Here is a 17,600-nt window from a genome sequence, read left to right on the forward strand (position 1 = left end):
TCGAGTGGCCATTCTTGGGGACCGAGGCGCTGAGAAGCCGGAGGGTGAGCGAACGTACGCTGCGCAGCGGATACGACCGGATCTATCGCGACGTCTACCTGCGTCAGGGAGCCGAATTGACCGCGGAGTCGCGGGCGATGGCTGCGTGGCTATGGTCAGCGCGTCACGCGACGGTGGGCGGACTGTCGGCCGCTGCGCTGCACGGCTCGGGGTATATCGATGCGCACCTACCCGCGGAACTGTTCAGACGGAACGGCAAGAAGGTGCGCGGCATTGTGATTCATCGCGACGAACTGCTGCGCGACGAGGAGATGTCGGTGCGGGGGATCAGCGTGACAACGCCTGCTCGTACCGCATTCGATCTCGGCCGCCGTGGGGGACGTATCGCCGCCGTCATTCGGCTGGACGCTCTGGCGAACGCGACAGGCTTGCAGCCGTCTGATGTTCGACCGCTTGTCGATCGCCATCGCGGAGCGCGTGGACTTGTGCAATTGCGAGAGGTGCTCGACCTCATGGACTGCGGCGCGGAGTCTCCACAAGAGACACGAACGAGGTTGATACTCGTCGATGCCGGGCTTGCTCGCCCGCGTACGCAAATCGCCGTCGGCAGGTGGCGGATCGACATGGGCTACGACGAATTCAAGGTCGGCATCGAATACGACGGGCCACAACATTGGGAAGACGAGGAAATTCGACAGCGGGACATCGAGAAGTATGCGGAGCTGTCGGGACGCGGCTGGATCATCATCCGCGTCGGCGCGGACCTGGTGCGGTATCGACGGCGGGTGATCGTCGAACGGGTGTGCGTGGGACTGCGTCAGGCTGGGGCTGAGTGGCCAGTTATTGGACGAATTCTCGGAAAAAGCGTCGTATAAGTGGCCACTCGGCGAGCGAGGACTTAGAGCGAGGCGGGCAAGCCCCACTTCTCGAACGACTCCATATGGAACGCGACCACGTGGGCGATGCCTTCGTCGGTCGTGGCGAGCACGTGCATCTGAAAGGGTTCGTGCTTGCCGGTCTCGCGGTTGAGCATGTACATCGCTCCTGCCGGCTGACCATTGGCCACCGTGGGAAGCAACCGCATATCGCCGGGCAGCTCGGCGGGGCAGTGCGTCTTGGACAGCAGGACGATGTTCTCCGGCCCCTGGTACCAGCCGTCGAAAGGCGGCATCTCCCATACGGCGTCGGCGGTGAACAACTCGACGAGCTTGTCCATGTCATACGTCTCGAACGCTTCGATGTAGCGCGTCAGCAGGCCCTGTGCCTCCGGCGACTCCGGGACCTGCAGATGGTCCTCCTCGCTGGGGCTGACGGCATCGAGTTGCGCACGGGCCCGCTGCAGCAGGCTGTTGACCGCCGCCGTCGACGAACCGATGGCGTCGGCGACCTCCGCCGCCTTCCACTGCAGCACCTCACGCAGCACGAGCACCGCGCGTTGCCGTGCGGACAGGTGCTGCAGCGCCGCGATGAACGCCAGCCGCACCGATTCACGCGACCCCACGATGTTCGACGGGTCGGTCGAATCGTCGGGGATGGGCTCCAGCCACGGCACCTCGTCGCGCGCGACGATGTCGTCGACCGGATCGGAGCTGGGCGCACCGAGCCCTGTCGGCAGTGGCCGACGCTGGCGGCTGTCCAGCGCCGTCAAGCAGGTGTTGGTCGCGATCCGGTACAGCCAGGTCCGCACCGATGATTTGCCCTGGAAACCCTTATACGACTTCCACGCCCGCAAGTACGTTTCCTGCACCAGATCCTCGGCGTCGTGCAGCGAGCCGGTCATCCGATAACAGTGGGCGAGCAATTCGCGGCGATAGCGCTGAGCGTCCGCCAAGAAGGCGTCCTCGGCGCTCTCGTCGTCCAGATTGTGGGCCAGGACCGTCACCCCGCCGAGCTTAGTCACCAGGGGTGACAACCGTCACCGCCGTTTGATTGACGGCTCGGCCGTCGTCGAGCGATTTGGCCGCCCGATACTCTCCCCTGGTGGCAACTACCCGCACCGAACGCAGCTTCATCAGCTCTCGGGGGAGCGGCGGCGATGTCCGCATCGTCTACGACGTGTGGACCCCGGACGTGGCACCGCGCGGCGTCGTGGTGCTCTGCCACGGATACGCCGAACACGCCCGCCGCTACGACCACGTCGCCCAGCGATTTGGCGAGTCGGGGCTGATCACCTACGCGCTGGATCTCCGCGGGCACGGCCGCTCCGGCGGCAAGCGGGTCTACCTGCGCAACATCTCCGAGTACACCGGTGACTTCCACACCCTCGTCGGCATCGCCACCGCCGACCACCCCGACCTGCCGCGGGTAGTGCTCGGCCACAGCATGGGCGGCGGTGTCGTGTTTGCGTACGGCGTCGACCATCCCAAGGACTACACCGCCATGGTGCTGTCCGGGCCTGCCGTCTACGCCCAGGACGCCGTGTCGTCGTTCATGATCACCGTCGCCAAGGTGGTCGGCGGCCTGCTGCCGGGCCTGCCCGTCGAAGACCTCCCGACCGAAGCGGTCTCGCGCGACCCGGAGGTGGTCGCCGCGTACATGGCGGATCCGATGGTCCACCACGGCAAGCTGCCCGCCGGCATCGCCAAGGCGCTCATCAAGGTCGGCGAAACCATGCCCCAGCGTGCTTCGGGGCTCACCGCGCCTCTGCTGGTCGTGCACGGTGAGCAGGACAAGCTCATCCCCGTCGAGGGCAGCCGCCACCTGTTGGAGTGCGTGGCCTCGACAGACGCTCATCTCAAGGTGTACCCCGAGCTCTACCACGAGGTGTTCAACGAGCCGGAAAAGGCACTGGTGCTCGACGACGTCACCTCGTGGATCGAGGCGAAGCTTTGAAAGCCCTTGCGGCCCTCATTCTTTCGCTTGCTCTGCTGGTTGCCGCCTGCGGGTCGGACGAGTCGGCACCGGGCTGGGTCGACGAGGAGGTGACGTTCACCGCGGACGGCCTCACCATCTACGGCACGTACCGCCACGAGCGTGGCGGGCCGACGGGGCCGGCGGCGCTGCTGATCTCCGAGAGCGGCAACACCGACCGCAACGGCGACAATGCGGTGGCCGGGCCCGTGGGCAATATGCGGCAGCTTGCAGAACTGTTGTCGGACAAGGGCGTCGCGAGCCTGCGCTACGACAAGATCGGAACAGGTAAGACCGACCTCGGCCCGTATGCGCAGCGGCCCATGGATGTCGTCAGCGCGGTCTACACCACCGGCGCGAAGGCTGCGGTGAACTACCTGGCCGAGCAGTCGGCGACCGACAAGTCCCGTATCTCGGTGTACGCGGTCGGCGAAGGCACCGTCCACGCGATGGCCCTGGCGACCGACACGAATGTGGGTGCGCCAAAGATCCACTCGCTGGCGCTGTTTCAGCCGCTGCCCGGCCGGTATCTGGACATCATCACCAACCGGGTGCGCGCCAGTGCCGCGCCGGAGGCCCTGAACGCCTGGCTGGCCGCCGTCGACGAGGTCCGCACCAAGGGCACCGTCGCGACGAACCTGCCCGAGGGACTCGGCGCCCTGCTCAACCCCGGCAACGTCAACGCGGTCATCGAGGCGGACAAGATCGACCCCCTCGTGCTCGCCGCGAAAGTGCCCGCGGGCACGCCCGTGCTGCTGACGTGTTCAGACGCCGACAAGCAGGCCACGTGCGAGTCGGTCCAGCCGCTCGCTGACGCGCTCGAGCACACCGAGCTGACGGTCGTCGACCTCAAGGGTGTCAATCATGTGCTGCGCGACGACCCGACGGACAACGTGGCCAACTACGCCAAGCAGGATCCACTTTCTCCACAGCTCGTCAGCGCGCTCGACGCGTTTGTCGGCAAGTGAACCTAATCTGGCGCCTATGAGTGACGACAAGATGCTGGCGCGCATCGCCGCTCTGCTGCGCCAGGCCGAGGGGACCGACAACACACACGAGGCCGACGCGTTCATGGCGGCGGCCCAGCGGCTGGCGACGGCGACGTCGATCGACCTGGCGGTCGCACGGTCGCATTCGTCCAACCGCACCAAGGCGCAGACTCCGGTACAGCGCACCATCACGATCGGCAACGCGGGCACCCGCGGTCTACGCACCTATGTGCAGCTGTTCACCGTGATCGCGATGGCCAATGACGTGAAGTGTGACGTCGCGTCGAATTCGACGTTCGTCTACGCCTACGGGTTCGGCGAGGACATCGACGCCAGCCATGCGCTCTACGCCAGCCTCGTGATGCAGATGGTGCGGGCTTCGGAGTCCTACATCGCGTCGGGCGAGCACCGGCCGACGCCGACGATCACCGCCCGTATCAACTTTCAGCTCGCCTTCGGCGCGCGGATCGGTAGGCGGCTGTCCGAGGCCCGCGAAGAGGCGCAGCGGGAGGCCACTGGCGGACTCTGGCGTAGGAAGCCGGGCACCGCTATCGCGTTGCGGAACAAGGAGATCGAGCTCAAGGACTTCTACAAGCAGACCTCCGCGGCGCGAGGTACGTGGCGACCCACCAGCGCGACGGCCGGGTATTCGCGCGCGGCCCAGCGCGCTGGCGATCGCGCGGGCCGCAGGGCGCGACTGGGTAACAACGGTGAGCTGTCCGGTGCGCGCTCAGCCCTGGAGACGTGAGCGATCAGAGACACCCAGCGGGCCAAGGTCTACGCCGCAGAGGAATTCGTCCGGACAATGTTCGACCGGGCAGCTGAGCACGGCAACCGGGTGGTCGACTTCTTCGGGACGCAGCTGACGCTGCCGCCCGAGGGCCGGTTCGCGTCCGTGGAGTCCGTGCAGCGCTACGTCGACGACGTACTCGGTATGGCGGTGGTCCGCGAGTCGTGGCCCGACTCGGGACCGCTGGCCGTGCGCGCCCGGCGCGGCGTTACCGCGGCCCACCACGAACGGACCGGTGACGACGCACGGATCGCGGTACCGGATGGACGCACGACCTGGGCGCTACGCGAACTGGTGGTGCTCCACGAGATCGCTCACCACCTCAGCGTCGCCGAACCGGCTCACGGCCCCGGGTTCGTCGCCACCTTCTGCGAACTCGCAGGGGTGGTCATGGGCCCGGAGGTCGCCCACGTGCTGCGAGTGGTGTACGCGAAAGAGGGTGTGCGATAACGTGTCCCGCGTGGCCGAGCCGGATTCCCGTCCAGACCCCGCAGCGCTTGATCAGCTGTTCAACGCTCTGCTGCGCACGGAAGACGATGCGCTGACGGCCACGCGGGAATCGGCGGAAGCCGCGGGTATGCCCGCCATCGAGGTGTCCGCACAACACGGCAAGCTGCTGTATCTGCTCGCCACCGCGGCCCGCGCGACCCGGGTACTGGAGATCGGCACGCTGGCCGGCTACAGCACCATCAACCTGGCCCGCGCCGTCGGTCCGTCCGGCCGCGTCATCACTCTCGAGTTCGAGCCCGCCCATGCCGACGTCGCACGCCAGAACCTGGCGCGTGCAGGCGTCGAGGACCGGGTGGAGGTGATCCTCGGCGCTGCCCTGGACACCCTGCCGGACCTCGAAGCACGCGGTGAGATCTTCGATCTCGCGTTCATCGACGCCGACAAAGAGAACAACGTCGCATACGTCGAGTGGGCGATCAAACTGGGCCGACCGGGCTCAATCATCGTGGTGGACAACATCGCCCGGTTCGGCCGTGTGCTCGAACCCGCGGACGACGACCACCAGGCCCGCGCCGTGCGCGACATGCTGGAGATGATGGGTCAGCATCCGCGTTTGGATACTGCTGCGATCCAGACGGTAGGGACCAAGGGCTGGGACGGCTTCGCGGTCGCCTTGGTGAAGGCGCCCTGATGCCTTACGTCGAGGCGACCGTGCGCAGCAGGCAGTTCGTGGCCGCGGCCCGCAGTGTGATGTCGCGCGACGGGGTGGCGAGCACGTCGTTGCGCGCGGTCGCCGCCGAGAGCGCGGTGCCACTTGGCACGCTGCAGTACGTCTTCCCCACCAAGGACCTGCTGTTGCGCGCAGTGGTCGAGGACGTGGTCGAGGACGTCGCGCGCCTCCTGCAGGGTTCCGTCGAGGTCGATCGCGGCCTGGCCCATGCGATTCGGCAAGGCGTGACCGGTTTCTGGGCGAACTTGGTGGTCGGCCAGATCAACGACCAGATCATGCAGCACGAATTGCTGACCTATCTGCTGCGGCAGCCGGGGCATCAGGACATCGCGCGCATCCAGTACGCGCGCTACGCCAGTGTGATCGCGCAGGGGTGTCAGGCGGCGGCGGAGACGGCGGGTGAGGTCTGTGCCGCGCCCTACGACCGGTTGGCGCGGACGATGCTGGCCGGCGTCGACGGGCTCATCATCCAGTACATCAGTGACCCGGACGCCGACCGTGCCGCGCAGGACCTCGAAACCCTGATCGAGATGCTCATCGCGACCGCCGACATCCGGCCCGCGTAATCGACAGACCCTTGCACTGGGCCTGACGTGTCGTTATCGTCAAGTCATACGACTGACTGAGTTTGCGCGGAGGCGGGAGGAAGACGGGTATGTCGGAGCACTCCGAGACGTTGGACGCGACGGTGGTGGTCGTCGGCGCCGGGATGTCGGGCCTGACGGCGGCCCGTGATCTGCACCGCCGCGGCATCGACGTGATCGTCCTCGAGGCGGCCGACCGCGTCGGCGGCCGGACGATGACCGTGACGTCCCCGCTCGGTTCGCACTTGGACCTCGGGGGACAGTGGATCGGCCACGACCACCATCGACTGATGGACATGGCCGCAGAGCTCGGCGCCGCGCACTACCCGATGCACACCCGGGCGCTGCCGGGCGTGATCGACGGTCCGCGCCGGTGGTCGTCGTTTTCTCCAGCGCTGCTCGTCGCCGCGCTGATTGCCGTTGGTATCGAGATGTTTTCGCGCGTCGGGAGGTCGCACCTGTACGGCGCGACGTTGGACTCGTGGCTGCGGAAGGTGCCGTGGCGCCGTCCGCGGAGGTTGCTCGAAGTGGTCGCGCTGATCTCGTGGACGGCCGATCTCGACCGCTTCTCCGTCCATGCGATGGCCGAAATGATCCGCGGCCAAGGCGGTTTGACGACCATGCTGTCCACCCGCGGCGGGGCCCAGGACTCCCTGCTGGTCGACGGCGCCGGCGCACTCGCCGAACGCCTAGCCGCAGAACTCGGCTCACGCGTGCGCACAAGGCAGCGCGTCATTTCGATCGCGCGCGACGAGCGCGGCGTCACCGTTCGGACGGGCTCGGGGGACATCCGTGCCGCGAAGGTCGTGGTCACCGCGCCGCCGCCGATGGCGGCCCGCATCGCGCACCAACCCGCGCTGCCGCCGGCGCGCCACGCGATCGAGGAACACACGTATATGGGCTCGGTCTACAAGGCGGTGGCCGTCTATCACCGGCCGTTCTGGCGGGAGCGCACCGGCGGCGAGTTTATGTTTCTCGGAGACCCGGGCGGCGCGGTCTTCGACACCACCGCGCCCGGCGGTCCCGGCCATCTGTGCTTTCTGGTCGGCGGACCCGAGGCGCGAAAACTCGACCGCCTGGACGAAGCCGGTCGCAGGGCGGCGCTCCTTGGCGCCCTGGCCCCGCACGTCGGATCCGAGGTCCTCGATCCCGTGAGCTGGCACGAGAAGTCTTGGCATCGCGACGAATACGCCGGCGGCGGTTACACCGCGCTGCCGATCCCGGACCATCACGTCGGGATTCCGCCGCTGGGACACGCAGCCGTCGGCCATGTGCACTGGGCGGGTTCGGAGACCGACGCCGAACACCCCGGCTATATCGAGGGCGCCATCGGAGCGGGCCAGCGGGTGGCCCAAGAGATCGCGGCGGCGCTGTCGGTTGCGGCGGTCAGCTAGCCATCGACCGCGCGCAGTCGCGCAACGCATCGACGATCCGTCGCTCGTTCTTGTCGAAGCGGTCGCTGGGTGCGGGGACGGAAATCGCCACGATATGTCCTCCGGTGGTCCTGGCAGCGATGCCCGCCGCGGAGATCCCGACGGTGTGCTCGTCACGGTCGAACGCGATATCGCTGAGCCCCGCGGACGGGTCGGTCAGCAGCTCGAGCGCGGCCCTGCCGTTGGCCGTCGACTCCAGCGGGAACCGCACACCCACCGCCGACACCGCGCGTAGCCGGTGCGCGGACTGCACCTGGTCGATGAACAACATCTGCTGACCGCGCAACACCGACAGGTCCGCCGTCTCTCCGGTCGTGCGCGCCAACCGATCCAGCGTCGGGCGGAACTGTGTCGCGAGGCTGGCGTCGTCGGCACCGCCCAGACCGAGCAGCCGCTCACCGAGGCTGATTCGGCCCTCCTCGTCGATGCTCGCGAACCCGATCTCGACCAGTCCGACCAGCAGCCGCCGGACCGTGGATTTGGCGAGGCCGAGGCGCCCGCCCAGGTCGACCAGCCGAAGCTGCCCCGGGGACGCGGCGATCTCGTCGAGTGCGGCCGCGGCGCGGCGTAATACCTGGATCCCGTCTGAACGGCCGGACTCGGATGGCTGATTCTCTTCCGTGGGGGCCATTCCACCACTATATTGATCCGCATTACGGATCACAATGATTCGGATTGTGAATCTAGGAGGGCTAAGTGGTGGCACTTCCGGCGGGGCGGCACTTCGCTCGAGGCGACGACGGGTACGAGGACGCCCGGCGCTCGACGGTATGGAACCAACGCGTGCCGGATCGCTATCCGGCGATGATCGTGCAGGCTCACGACGATGACGACATCGTGGCCGCGCTCGCCTATGCGAAGGCCAACCATCTTCAGGTCGGCATTCGGTCCGGTGGACACAGCTGGGCGGCCAACCACCTGCGCGACGGCGGCCTGCTGCTCGATATGCACGGCTTCGACCACGCGGTCATCGACAAGGACAAGATGCGCGCCGTGGCCGGCCCCGGTAAGGGCGGCAGCATCCTCGCGGCCGAACTCGACGCGCAGGACCTGTTCTTCCCCGCGGGCCACTGCAAGGGCGTGTGTATAGGCGGCTATCTGCTGCAGGGCGGATACGGATGGAACAGTCGGGTTTACGGGCCGGCGTGCGAAAGCGTGGTCGGCCTCGACGTCATCACCGCCGACGGCGAGAAGCTCTACATCGACGCCGAGAATCACCCCGACCTGTACTGGTCGGCGCGCGGTGCGGGTCCTGGCTTCTTTGCGGTCGTCACGGCCTTCCACCTCAAGCTGTACGCCAAGCCGGCGGTCTGCGGTATGAGCATGTACGCCTACCCCATCGACTGCGCCGAGGAAGTGTTCACCTGGGCACGTGAGATCAGCGCTGAGGTCGACCGCCGCGTGGAATTGCAGATCGTCGCGACCAGCAGCGTGCCGGACATTGGCGTCGATGGTCCGGCTATCGTGCTGGCATCGCCGGTGTTCGCCGACACCGAGGAAGAAGCCGCAGAAGCGCTCGCACTGCTCGGCACCTGCCCGGCCATCGACAAGGCACTCGCCAAAGTTCCTTATGCACCAACGGATCTGCCTACGTGGTACACCGCCGTCATGGGTAATTATCTGGAAGATCACCGCTACTCCGCGGACAACATGTGGACCTCGGCGTCGGCCGCGGACCTGATGCCCGGGATTCGTCGCATCCTCGACACCCTGCCGCCGCACCCGGCGCATTTTCTCTGGCTCAACTGGGGACCGTCGCCGGCGCGCCAGGACATGGCCTACAGCGTCGAAGCCGAGATCTACCTGGCGCTCTACGGCGGCTGGCTGGACGAGGCGGACGACGGCAAGTACGCCGACTGGCCGCGCGACAACATGGCCGAGATGGCGCATCTGGCCACCGGAATCCAGTTGGCCGACGAGAATCTCGGGCAGCGGCCTGCGAAGTTCGCGACCGACGAGGCTATGGCTCGGCTCGACAAGGCCCGCGCCAAATATGACCCCGACGGCCGTTTCTACCCATGGATGGGACGGGTTTGATGAGCGCCTACCTCGGTTACCGCGGCGGCGACGGGGACACTCCCTGGGGCAAGTACTTCAATCCAGAGATGGCCGATCTGCCGCGGCACGTCGTCGTCGCGCTGGAGCACGGACCTCAGGCCGACCAGACCCTACTCGGATTCGATTCCGCGGGAACGATTCTCGACGATGGCTACCAGCAGACCGAGAACGGTTACGGTCAGCTGCGCGGCGGCGGCTTCCAGGTGTCGGTGCGCACCGACATGCCCGGTGTCACACCCGCTATGTGGGACTGGTGGTTCGGCTGGCACGGCAGTGCATCGACGCGCTACAAGCTGTGGCATCCGCGCGCGCACGCCTCGGCGCACTGGTCCGACAGCGGCGGTGACGGCAGCTGGGTCGGCCGGACGTCGATGATCGAGGAATACCTGGGATCGTCGTACGCCAAGGCCGCGATCCAGTTCGTTGAACCCCAGGTGATCGGACTCGACTCGGCACGCCTCGGCTCGGATGTGGCGGTGTGCGCCAGGCTGGGATCGGCGGAGGTGCCCGTCGACATCGGCTGGTTTGTCCACCATGTCCGGGCAACCACTGACGGCGCCGAGATGCGCTCGCGCTTTTGGATGGGCGGACCTTACATCGGTCTACGCAAGGGAAATATGTTGGCCGACGCGGTGATTCGGCCGATCGCCGCGCATCAACTACCGGATCCCCGGGACCTTCTCGTGCACTGTGCGCAGGAGATGAACCACCTGGCCGGGTTCTTGCCCGCGGTGTATGCGCAATTCGGCGAAGGATGACGCCGCGGCGTGTTAACTGAAGCGATGCCGAAGACACCGTCAAAGACACTGGCCATCGCAGCTCTGGCGGGCGCCACAGTGCTGGTGGCTCCGCCGGTCGCGAACGCGCAGCGAGGCACTCCGCCACTGCTGTACGGGTGGTACAACGTGTCCGTCGACTTCGCGCAGCAGACGTTCAACGGTGCGCCGACTCCGATGCAGTCCAAGACCTTCCTTGTCGAATACAGCGCCAGTTGTGATGTGAGCGGCTGCGTCGTGAGTATGGACAACTCCGACGACCTGTCCCGCGATCCTGGCGCCCCACCGGTTTTCGAGTACCGATGGAACAACGACCGCTGGGAAACCAGCAGCGACTATCCCTACTTGTGCGAGCGCATGAATCCCGACAGCGCTGTGAAATCCGTGCGTTCGGACTACCTGATTCCGCGGCCCGATGGCAGCTTCTTCGGCCAGCGGACCATCACCGTCGAGGCCCCTGGATGTCCGGGTGAGGGAGCGGGCGTCCATTCGCTGCCGATATCGGTGACGCCAGCGGACCCGCCACCGCCGCCTCCGGGATAGCGCCCGTTTAGCGCTCGGCCATTGGGGCACACGCCGCCAATGGACCTTGCACTCCGCCGTCGCATGCCGACGGTCACACGACACGTCGCAGCCCGGCCCGAGGCCGTGTGGCGCGTTCTGGTCGACCTCGATGCCTGGCCGCAGTGGGGGCCGTCGGTGCAGCGCGCCGAGCTGACGGAGCCCGGGGCGCTGAAGCTGGGTTCACGCGGCAGGGTGTGGACGCCGTTCGGCGTCGCGCTGCCGTTCACGATCACCGAGTTCGAGGAGAACCGCTGCTGGGCATGGCAGGTGGCCGGGGTGCCCGCGACCCACCACGGCGTCGAAGCCACCGACGGTGGCTGCCGCGCATGGATGAGCGCACCGCTGTGGGCGCCCGCCTATCTTCCGGTGCTCGCGATAGCGCTGCAGCGGATCGACCGCATGACCCGCGCTGAGGTCTAGCTGCAGACGGCGCCGCCGGCGGCCGAGCCCACCAGCTTGGTGTACTTGGCCAGCACCCCGGTCTTGTAGACCGGGGGCAGCGGCTCGAATCCGACTTTGCGCGACTCGAATTCGTCCTTGTCGACGATCAGGTCCAACGTGCCGTTCGCGACGTCGAGACGGATCTTGTCGCCGTCCTTGATGAACGCGATGGGGCCGCCGTCGACCGCCTCGGGCGCGATGTGTCCGACGCACAGGCCGGTCGTGCCGCCGGAGAACCGCCCGTCGGTCATCAAGAGCACGTCCTTGCCGAGGCCCGCACCCTTGATGGCCCCGGTGATGGCGAGCATTTCACGCATACCGGGCCCGCCCTTCGGTCCCTCGTAGCGGATCACCACGACGTCGCCGTTGGTGATCGTGCCGTCCTCGAGTGCATCGAGGGCTGCGCGCTCACGCTCGAAAACCCTTGCGGTGCCCTCGAACACGTCGGAGTCGAAGCCCGCCGACTTCACGACGGCACCCTCGGGCGCCAGCGAGCCGTGCAAGATGGTGATGCCGCCGGTCGGGTGGATCGGGTTGTTCATCGCGCGCAACACCTTGCCGTCCGGGTCGGGCGGCTCGATATGCGCGAGATTCTCGGCCATCGTCTGACCGGTCACGGTGAGGCAATCCCCATGCAGCAGACCGGCATCCAGCAGGGCCTTCATGACGACGGGCACTCCGCCAATCTCGTCGACATGCTTCATCACGTGACGACCGAATGGCTTGACGTCGGCGAGATGCGGCACCTTTTCCCCGACGCGGGTGAAGTCTGCGAGCGACAGCTTGACGCCGGCCTCCGACGCGATGGCCAGCAGGTGCAGCACCGCGTTGGTGGAACCGCCGAACGCCATCACGACGGCGATGGCGTTGTCGAACGCCTCCTTGGTGAGGATGTCGCTGGTGGTGATGCCGCGGCGCAGCATCTCGACAACTGCCTCACCGGAGCGGCGTGCGTACTCGTCGCGGCGCGAATCGATGGCCACCGGCGAAGCGCTGCCCGGTAGCGACATGCCCAGTGCCTCCGCGGCCGACGCCATGGTGTTGGCGGTGTACATTCCGCCGCATGCGCCCTCGCCGGGACAGATCGCACGCTCGATGATGTCGACGTCCTCGCGCGACATCAGTCCGCGGGAGCAGGCGCCGACCGCCTCGAAGGCGTCGATGATCGTGACTTCCTTCTCGCTGCCGTCGGTGAGCTTCGCGACGCCCGGCATGATCGAGCCGTTGTAGAGGAAGACGCTCGCGAGGTTCAGTCGTGCAGCGGCCATGAGCATGCCGGGGATCGACTTGTCGCAGCCGGCGAGCAGCACCGAACCGTCCAGGCGCTCGGCCTGCATGACGGTCTCGACGCTGTCGGCGATGACCTCGCGGGACACCAGCGAGAAGTGCATGCCCTCGTGGCCCATCGAGATCCCGTCGGACACCGAGATGGTGCCGAATTCCAGCGGATAGCCGCCGGCGGCGTGCACGCCACCCTTCACCGACTGCGCGAGACGCTGCAGCGACATGTTGCACGGCGTGATCTCGTTCCACGACGAGCCGACGCCGATCTGCGGCTTGGCCCAGTCGTCGTCGCCCATGCCTACCGCCCGCAGCATCCCGCGGGCGGCGGTCTTTTCGAGGCCGTCGGTGACGTCGCGACTTCTAGGTTTGATGTCGGGCTGACCAGAGTCTGAGGGCATCAGCACAGTATGCCCCCGGTGTTTGGCCCGGCCAAACCGTTATTTATACCCCGGAGGGGTATCGGGTATGGTGATGGTCATGTCGTCTCGCCCTACACGTCTTGCAGCCATCGTTCTAGCCCTCTTCGCCGCCCTGTTCCTCAGCGCGTGCTCGGCCTCAGGCTCGGAGGAGCACACCGGCGCCCACCCCACAGAAGAATCGGCCAGCACCGCCCAGCCATCCGGTTTCAACGCCGATGACCACGCGTTCGCGACGAACATGATTCCCCACCACGAGCAAGCGATCGAGCTGTCGGCCATGGCGCCCGACCACTCGACCAACCCCGAACTCATCGCGCTGGCCGCCAAGATTTCGGCCGAACAGGAACCCGAGATAAAGGCGCTGCGGGTGTTCCTGGTCCAGTGGGACGAAAATCCCGACGACGACGCGTCCCAGGGAGAGCACGGCGGCCAAGGCGAGCACGGCGGCCACGGCGCGATGGCGGGCATGGTCGATGACGCCACGATGGCCAAACTCCAGTCGCTGCGCGGCGCCGAGTTCGACACACTCTGGCTGCAGTCGATGATCAGCCACCACCAGGGCGCGATCGAGATGGCGAAGGCCGAGGTGGCCAACGGTCAGAACGAGGACGTCAAGCGCATGGCGCAGACGATGATCGACGCGCAACAGGCGGAGATCAACCAGATGAACCAGATGCTGAAAGGTGGGGGAAATGGCTGACGACTCTGCGTTGCACGGCTACTCGCCGCAGAAGGAGAACTACGCCAAGCGGCTGCGCAGGATCGAGGGTCAGGTTCGCGGCATCGCAAAGATGATCGACGAGGACAAGTACTGCATCGACGTGCTCACCCAGATCAGCGCCGTCAACAGCGCACTGCAGTCCGTCGCGCTGGGCCTGCTTGACGAGCACCTCGGACATTGCGTCACCCAGGCCGTCGCCGAGGGCGGAGACGAGGCCGACGCCAAGCTGGCCGAGGCATCCGCCGCCATCGCCCGGTTGGTGCGCTCGTAGATGTAACGTTCAACCGCCCTGCGGGGATGAACACAGCAGGTCAGCGCCATTGACGGCATGACGGTCGGGGTTCTGGCGACGTACAGATTGCGACGACCGCTCGGCGCGCTGTGCCACACTGGACGAAGTTATGCGACTTGGAGGTCACGTATGCGGCAGCCGAAATTGAGGCGCCTGCTCTCCGCTGTACTGGCGGCTGGGCTCGTCGGTGGGATGGTGCTGAGCACCCCGTCCGCACTGGCTCAACCTGGTGTTCCGCCGCCACCGCCGGCACCCGTAGACCCGGCAGCCGCTCCGGTGGCGCCGCCGGCCCCGCCGGCAGTCCCGGCCGCCTTCCCGCCTGCGCCGCCGGGACCGCCCGCGCCGCCTCCGTTCGGCGCGCCGCTCCCGCCGGCCCCGCCACCGCTCTTCGGGGCGCCCCAGCCGATGGCGATCCCCGCAGGGACGCCGGAAGGGCAGAACCCGACGCCGTTCATCGGTGAGCCACCGTTCCTGCCGCCGTCGTTCAACCCGACGAACGGCTCGATCGCCGGTGCCGCCAAGCCCATTTACATCAACTTCCAGCGGCCCATCGCCGATCGGCAGATGGCCCAGGACGCCGTGCACATCACTTCGGTGCCGCCTGTTCCCGGCCGGTTCTACTGGACCACCGACACGCAGCTGCGCTGGCGGCCGCAGGACTTCTGGCCGGCAGGCACCAAGGTCTACATCGACGCCGCGGGTACCAAGTCGAGTTTCACCGTCCCCGAACAGTTGGTGGCGACGATCGACAACGCGACCAAGCAGATGGAGATCATGCGTAACGGGGAGCTGGTGGAGACGTTCCCGATCTCGATGGGCAAGAAGGGCAACGACACGAAGAACGGCACGTATTACGTGCTGGAGAAGTTCGCCGACATAGTGATGGACTCGTCCACCTACGGGGTGCCCGTCAATTCGGCGGAGGGCTACAAGCTCAAGGTGCAAGACGCGGTGCGAATAGACAACAGTGGCATCTTCGTCCACAGTGCGCCGTGGTCGGTCGGCTCGCAGGGCGAGGAGAACGTCAGCCACGGCTGTATCAATCTCAGTCCGGCCAACGCGCAATGGTTCTACGACAACTTCGGCAGCGGTGACGCGGTCGTGGTCAAGAACTCCACCGGCCTCTACAACCAGCCGGACGGCGCGTCTGACTGGCAGATGTTCTAGCCGGGGTACTAGCTCCAGATCCGGACCCGCTGGTCTGGATCGAGGTAGAGCCCATCGGACTCGTCGACCTCGAACGCCTCGTAGAACGCGTCCAAGTTTCGGACGACACCGTTGCAGCGGAACTCCGGCGGCGAGTGCGGATCGATCGCCAGCCGCCGGATGGCCTCGGCGTCGCGGGATTTCGTGCGCCACACCTGGGCCCAGCCGAAGAAGACCCGCTGTTCGCCGGTCAGCCCGTCGATCACCGGTGAGGGTTCGCCCTTGAGTGAGAGCTGGTAGGCGAGCAGCGCGATCGAAAGGCCACCCAGGTCGCCGATGTTCTCGCCGACGGTGAATGCCCCGTTGACGTGGTGACCGTTGCTGAGCGCCCTGGGCACGAAGGCGTCGTACTGCTCGATCAAAGCCTTTGTCCGCGTACCGAACTCGGCTCGGTCGTCATCCGTCCACCAATCGACCAGATTGCCGTCGCCGTCGTACTTGGCGCCCTGGTCGTCGAAGCCGTGGCCGATCTCGTGACCGATCACCGCACCGATTCCGCCGTAGTTGGCGGCGTCGTCGGCCTCGGCGTCGAAGAACGGCGGCTGCAGAATCGCGGCGGGGAAGACGATCTCGTTCATCCCGGGGTTGTAGTACGCGTTGACGGTCTGCGGGGTCATGAACCACTCGTCGCGGTCGACGGGGCCGCCGAGCTTGGCCAGATCGCGGTCGTATTCCACGGCGTGGCCGCGCAGGTAATTGCCGTACAGATCGTCGCGATCGATCACCAGCGCTGAATAGTCACGCCACTTGGCCGGATAACCGATCTTCGGAGTGAACTTGTCGAGCTTGGCAAGTGCCTTCTCGCGTGTCTGCGGAGTCATCCACGCCAGCGAGTTGATGCTGACCCGGTACGCCTCGCGGAGATTGGCGACCAACTCATCCATTCTGGCCTTGGCCAACGGCGGGAAATACCGTTCGACGTAGAGCCGACCGACCGCGTCCCCCATCAGACCCTCGACCAGTGACACCCCGCGCTTCCAGCGCTCGCGCAGCTCCTCGGTACCTGAGAGCCTGCGGCCGTAGAACTCGAAGTCCTGAGCGACGAGCTCGTCGGTCAGCATGAACGCGCGGGCGTTGATCAGCCGCCAACGCAGCCACGCCTTCCAGTCCTCCAGGTCGAAGCCGGACCACGCCGCGGCGAACGCCGTCAGGTAGTCGGGTTGGCGCACAACAACTTCGGCCACCTTGTCCGGTGTGACACCGAGCGCGGCCACCCACCCGGCCCAGTCGAAGCCGGGCGCCTCGGCTGGCAGGTCGGTGAACGTGCGCAGGTTGTAGGTCAGGTCCGCGTCGCGGCGTTTGACGACGTCCCAGTGCGCGGCGGCCAGCTTGGCCTCCAGCGCTACGATCCGCTCGGCGACAGCCTGCCATTCGTTGGGCTGCGGCTCTTCGCCGTAGACCAGGTCGAACATCGCCGCGATGTGCCGCGGGTAGGCGGCGAGAATGTCGGCGTGCTGCTCGTCGCGGTAGTACGACTCGTCGGGCAGGCCGAGGCCCGACTGGCTCATGTGCAGCAGGTAACGGGTCGAGTCCTTGGAGTCGGTGTCGACGTAGACTCCCGTCCCGCCGCCGACGCCGGTGCGCTGCAGCGCGCCGAGGACCGCGGCCAGCGACTCGGGGCTGTCGGCGTCATCGATCGCCGCCAACTCGTCGAGCAGCGGTTGCACACCGCGGTCGGCGACCGCGCGCTCGTCCATGAAGCTGGCGTACAGATCCCCGATGCGCTGTTGATCGGTGCCGGTTGCCGCGCCCGACTCGGCCGCTTCGAGGATGAGATCGCGGACATGCTCCTCAGCTCGGTCGTACAGCGACCGGAACGCGCCATCAGTGGCACGGTCGCCCGGCATCTCGTATTCCGTCAACCAGCGGCCGTTGACGTGGCCGAACAGGTCATCTTGGGGGCGGGCATCGGAGTCGACGTGGCTCAGGTCGATACCCGATCTGATTGTCGCTCCCGCTCCGCCGCGCATAGCTTCTACTGTCACCCCTCCAGGGTGCCAGACCGGTCGTCGC

The 17,600-nt window shown here is 66.7% G+C and carries 19 protein-coding genes; 15 read left to right on the plus strand and 4 right to left on the minus strand.

The window, feature by feature from the left end; all coding sequences use genetic code 11:
• The first annotated feature begins 44 nt into the window (after positions 1–44).
• On the plus strand, positions 45–875 hold the full coding sequence (locus tag ACIA48_RS03260; RefSeq protein ID WP_396727556.1) for a DUF559 domain-containing protein: 831 nt from the start codon (positions 45–47) through the stop codon (positions 873–875).
• Positions 876–898: 23 nt separating this feature from the next.
• Here ACIA48_RS03260 and ACIA48_RS03265 read toward each other — a convergent pair whose 3' ends face one another.
• Positions 899–1,912: a sigma-70 family RNA polymerase sigma factor gene (locus tag ACIA48_RS03265; RefSeq protein ID WP_396727558.1), complete on the minus strand. Its 1,014-nt coding sequence runs from the start codon at positions 1,910–1,912 to the stop codon at positions 899–901.
• A 68-nt stretch (positions 1,913–1,980) separates the two neighbouring features.
• Here ACIA48_RS03265 and ACIA48_RS03270 point away from each other — a divergent pair, with 68 nt between their 5' ends.
• The 7 genes from ACIA48_RS03270 (at position 1,981) to ACIA48_RS03300 (ending at position 7,787) form a co-directional block, all read left to right on the plus strand.
• The gene (locus ACIA48_RS03270; RefSeq protein WP_396727560.1) at positions 1,981–2,832 is read left to right on the plus strand and encodes a lysophospholipase; all 852 of its coding nucleotides are present in this window, start codon (positions 1,981–1,983) and stop codon (positions 2,830–2,832) included.
• Positions 2,829–3,818 carry a hypothetical protein gene (locus ACIA48_RS03275; RefSeq protein WP_396728479.1) on the plus strand — a complete coding sequence of 330 codons (990 nt, stop codon included), beginning with the start codon at positions 2,829–2,831 and terminating at the stop codon, positions 3,816–3,818. Before ACIA48_RS03270 ends, ACIA48_RS03275 begins: the two co-directional genes overlap by 4 nt.
• A 16-nt stretch (positions 3,819–3,834) precedes the next feature.
• Positions 3,835–4,587 (plus strand): DUF2786 domain-containing protein, encoded by a 753-nt coding sequence (locus ACIA48_RS03280; RefSeq protein ID WP_396727562.1) that lies wholly within the window; start codon positions 3,835–3,837, stop codon positions 4,585–4,587.
• 3 nt (positions 4,588–4,590) lie between these two features.
• Positions 4,591–5,079 carry a TIGR04338 family metallohydrolase gene (locus ACIA48_RS03285; RefSeq protein ID WP_396728481.1) on the plus strand — a complete coding sequence of 163 codons (489 nt, stop codon included), beginning with the start codon at positions 4,591–4,593 and terminating at the stop codon, positions 5,077–5,079.
• Position 5,080: 1 nt separating this feature from the next.
• On the plus strand, positions 5,081–5,770 hold the full coding sequence (locus tag ACIA48_RS03290; protein ID WP_396727564.1) for an O-methyltransferase: 690 nt from the start codon (positions 5,081–5,083) through the stop codon (positions 5,768–5,770).
• Complete coding sequence (locus ACIA48_RS03295; protein WP_396727566.1) at positions 5,770–6,375, plus strand: TetR/AcrR family transcriptional regulator; 606 nt, start codon at positions 5,770–5,772, stop codon at positions 6,373–6,375. The genes ACIA48_RS03290 and ACIA48_RS03295 overlap by 1 nt, the downstream gene beginning before the upstream one ends.
• A gap of 89 nt (positions 6,376–6,464) precedes the next feature.
• Positions 6,465–7,787, plus strand: a complete 1,323-nt coding sequence (locus tag ACIA48_RS03300; RefSeq protein ID WP_396727568.1) for a flavin monoamine oxidase family protein — start codon at positions 6,465–6,467, stop codon at positions 7,785–7,787.
• Here ACIA48_RS03300 and ACIA48_RS03305 read toward each other — a convergent pair.
• Positions 7,780–8,457 carry an IclR family transcriptional regulator gene (locus ACIA48_RS03305; protein ID WP_396727570.1) on the minus strand — a complete coding sequence of 226 codons (678 nt, stop codon included), beginning with the start codon at positions 8,455–8,457 and terminating at the stop codon, positions 7,780–7,782. The two genes, ACIA48_RS03300 and ACIA48_RS03305, sit on opposite strands and share 8 nt — an antisense overlap.
• Before the next feature lie 65 nt (positions 8,458–8,522).
• Here ACIA48_RS03305 and ACIA48_RS03310 point away from each other — a divergent pair, with 65 nt between their 5' ends.
• Genes ACIA48_RS03310 through ACIA48_RS03325 form a run of 4 tightly spaced genes read left to right on the plus strand, consistent with a single transcriptional unit; the run spans position 8,523 to position 11,644 of the window.
• Positions 8,523–9,863 carry an FAD-dependent oxidoreductase gene (locus ACIA48_RS03310; protein WP_396727572.1) on the plus strand — a complete coding sequence of 447 codons (1,341 nt, stop codon included), beginning with the start codon at positions 8,523–8,525 and terminating at the stop codon, positions 9,861–9,863.
• Entirely contained in the window at positions 9,863–10,642 is a 780-nt protein-coding gene (locus ACIA48_RS03315) for a DAPG hydrolase family protein (protein WP_396727574.1), read from the plus strand. Before ACIA48_RS03310 ends, ACIA48_RS03315 begins: the two co-directional genes overlap by 1 nt.
• Before the next feature lie 9 nt (positions 10,643–10,651).
• The gene (locus ACIA48_RS03320; RefSeq protein WP_396727576.1) at positions 10,652–11,203 is read left to right on the plus strand and encodes a hypothetical protein; all 552 of its coding nucleotides are present in this window, start codon (positions 10,652–10,654) and stop codon (positions 11,201–11,203) included.
• Positions 11,204–11,242: 39 nt separating this feature from the next.
• Positions 11,243–11,644, plus strand: a complete 402-nt coding sequence (locus ACIA48_RS03325) for an SRPBCC family protein (protein ID WP_396727578.1) — start codon at positions 11,243–11,245, stop codon at positions 11,642–11,644.
• On the opposite strand, the gene ilvD is transcribed toward ACIA48_RS03325, so the two are convergent.
• Positions 11,641–13,347: a dihydroxy-acid dehydratase gene (gene ilvD, locus ACIA48_RS03330; RefSeq protein WP_396727580.1), complete on the minus strand. Its 1,707-nt coding sequence runs from the start codon at positions 13,345–13,347 to the stop codon at positions 11,641–11,643. The genes ACIA48_RS03325 and ilvD overlap by 4 nt on opposite strands.
• A gap of 79 nt (positions 13,348–13,426) precedes the next feature.
• On the opposite strand from ilvD, the gene ACIA48_RS03335 reads away from it, so the two are divergent.
• The 3 genes from ACIA48_RS03335 to ACIA48_RS03345 all read left to right on the plus strand — a co-directional run bounded on the left by ACIA48_RS03335 (position 13,427) and on the right by ACIA48_RS03345 (position 15,548).
• Entirely contained in the window at positions 13,427–14,068 is a 642-nt protein-coding gene (locus tag ACIA48_RS03335) for a DUF305 domain-containing protein (RefSeq protein WP_396727582.1), read from the plus strand.
• Positions 14,061–14,360, plus strand: a complete 300-nt coding sequence (locus ACIA48_RS03340) for a metal-sensitive transcriptional regulator (RefSeq protein WP_396727584.1) — start codon at positions 14,061–14,063, stop codon at positions 14,358–14,360. Before ACIA48_RS03335 ends, ACIA48_RS03340 begins: the two co-directional genes overlap by 8 nt.
• A gap of 150 nt (positions 14,361–14,510) precedes the next feature.
• Positions 14,511–15,548 carry a L,D-transpeptidase family protein gene (locus tag ACIA48_RS03345; RefSeq protein WP_396727586.1) on the plus strand — a complete coding sequence of 346 codons (1,038 nt, stop codon included), beginning with the start codon at positions 14,511–14,513 and terminating at the stop codon, positions 15,546–15,548.
• An 8-nt stretch (positions 15,549–15,556) separates the two neighbouring features.
• On the opposite strand, the gene ACIA48_RS03350 is transcribed toward ACIA48_RS03345, so the two are convergent.
• The gene (locus ACIA48_RS03350; RefSeq protein WP_396728483.1) at positions 15,557–17,557 is read right to left on the minus strand and encodes a M13 family metallopeptidase; all 2,001 of its coding nucleotides are present in this window, start codon (positions 17,555–17,557) and stop codon (positions 15,557–15,559) included.
• Between the last annotated feature and the right edge of the window lie 43 nt (positions 17,558–17,600).

This window comes from Mycobacterium sp. NPDC051804, from assembly GCF_044452905.1.
Taxonomy (GTDB): domain Bacteria; phylum Actinomycetota; class Actinomycetes; order Mycobacteriales; family Mycobacteriaceae; genus Mycobacterium.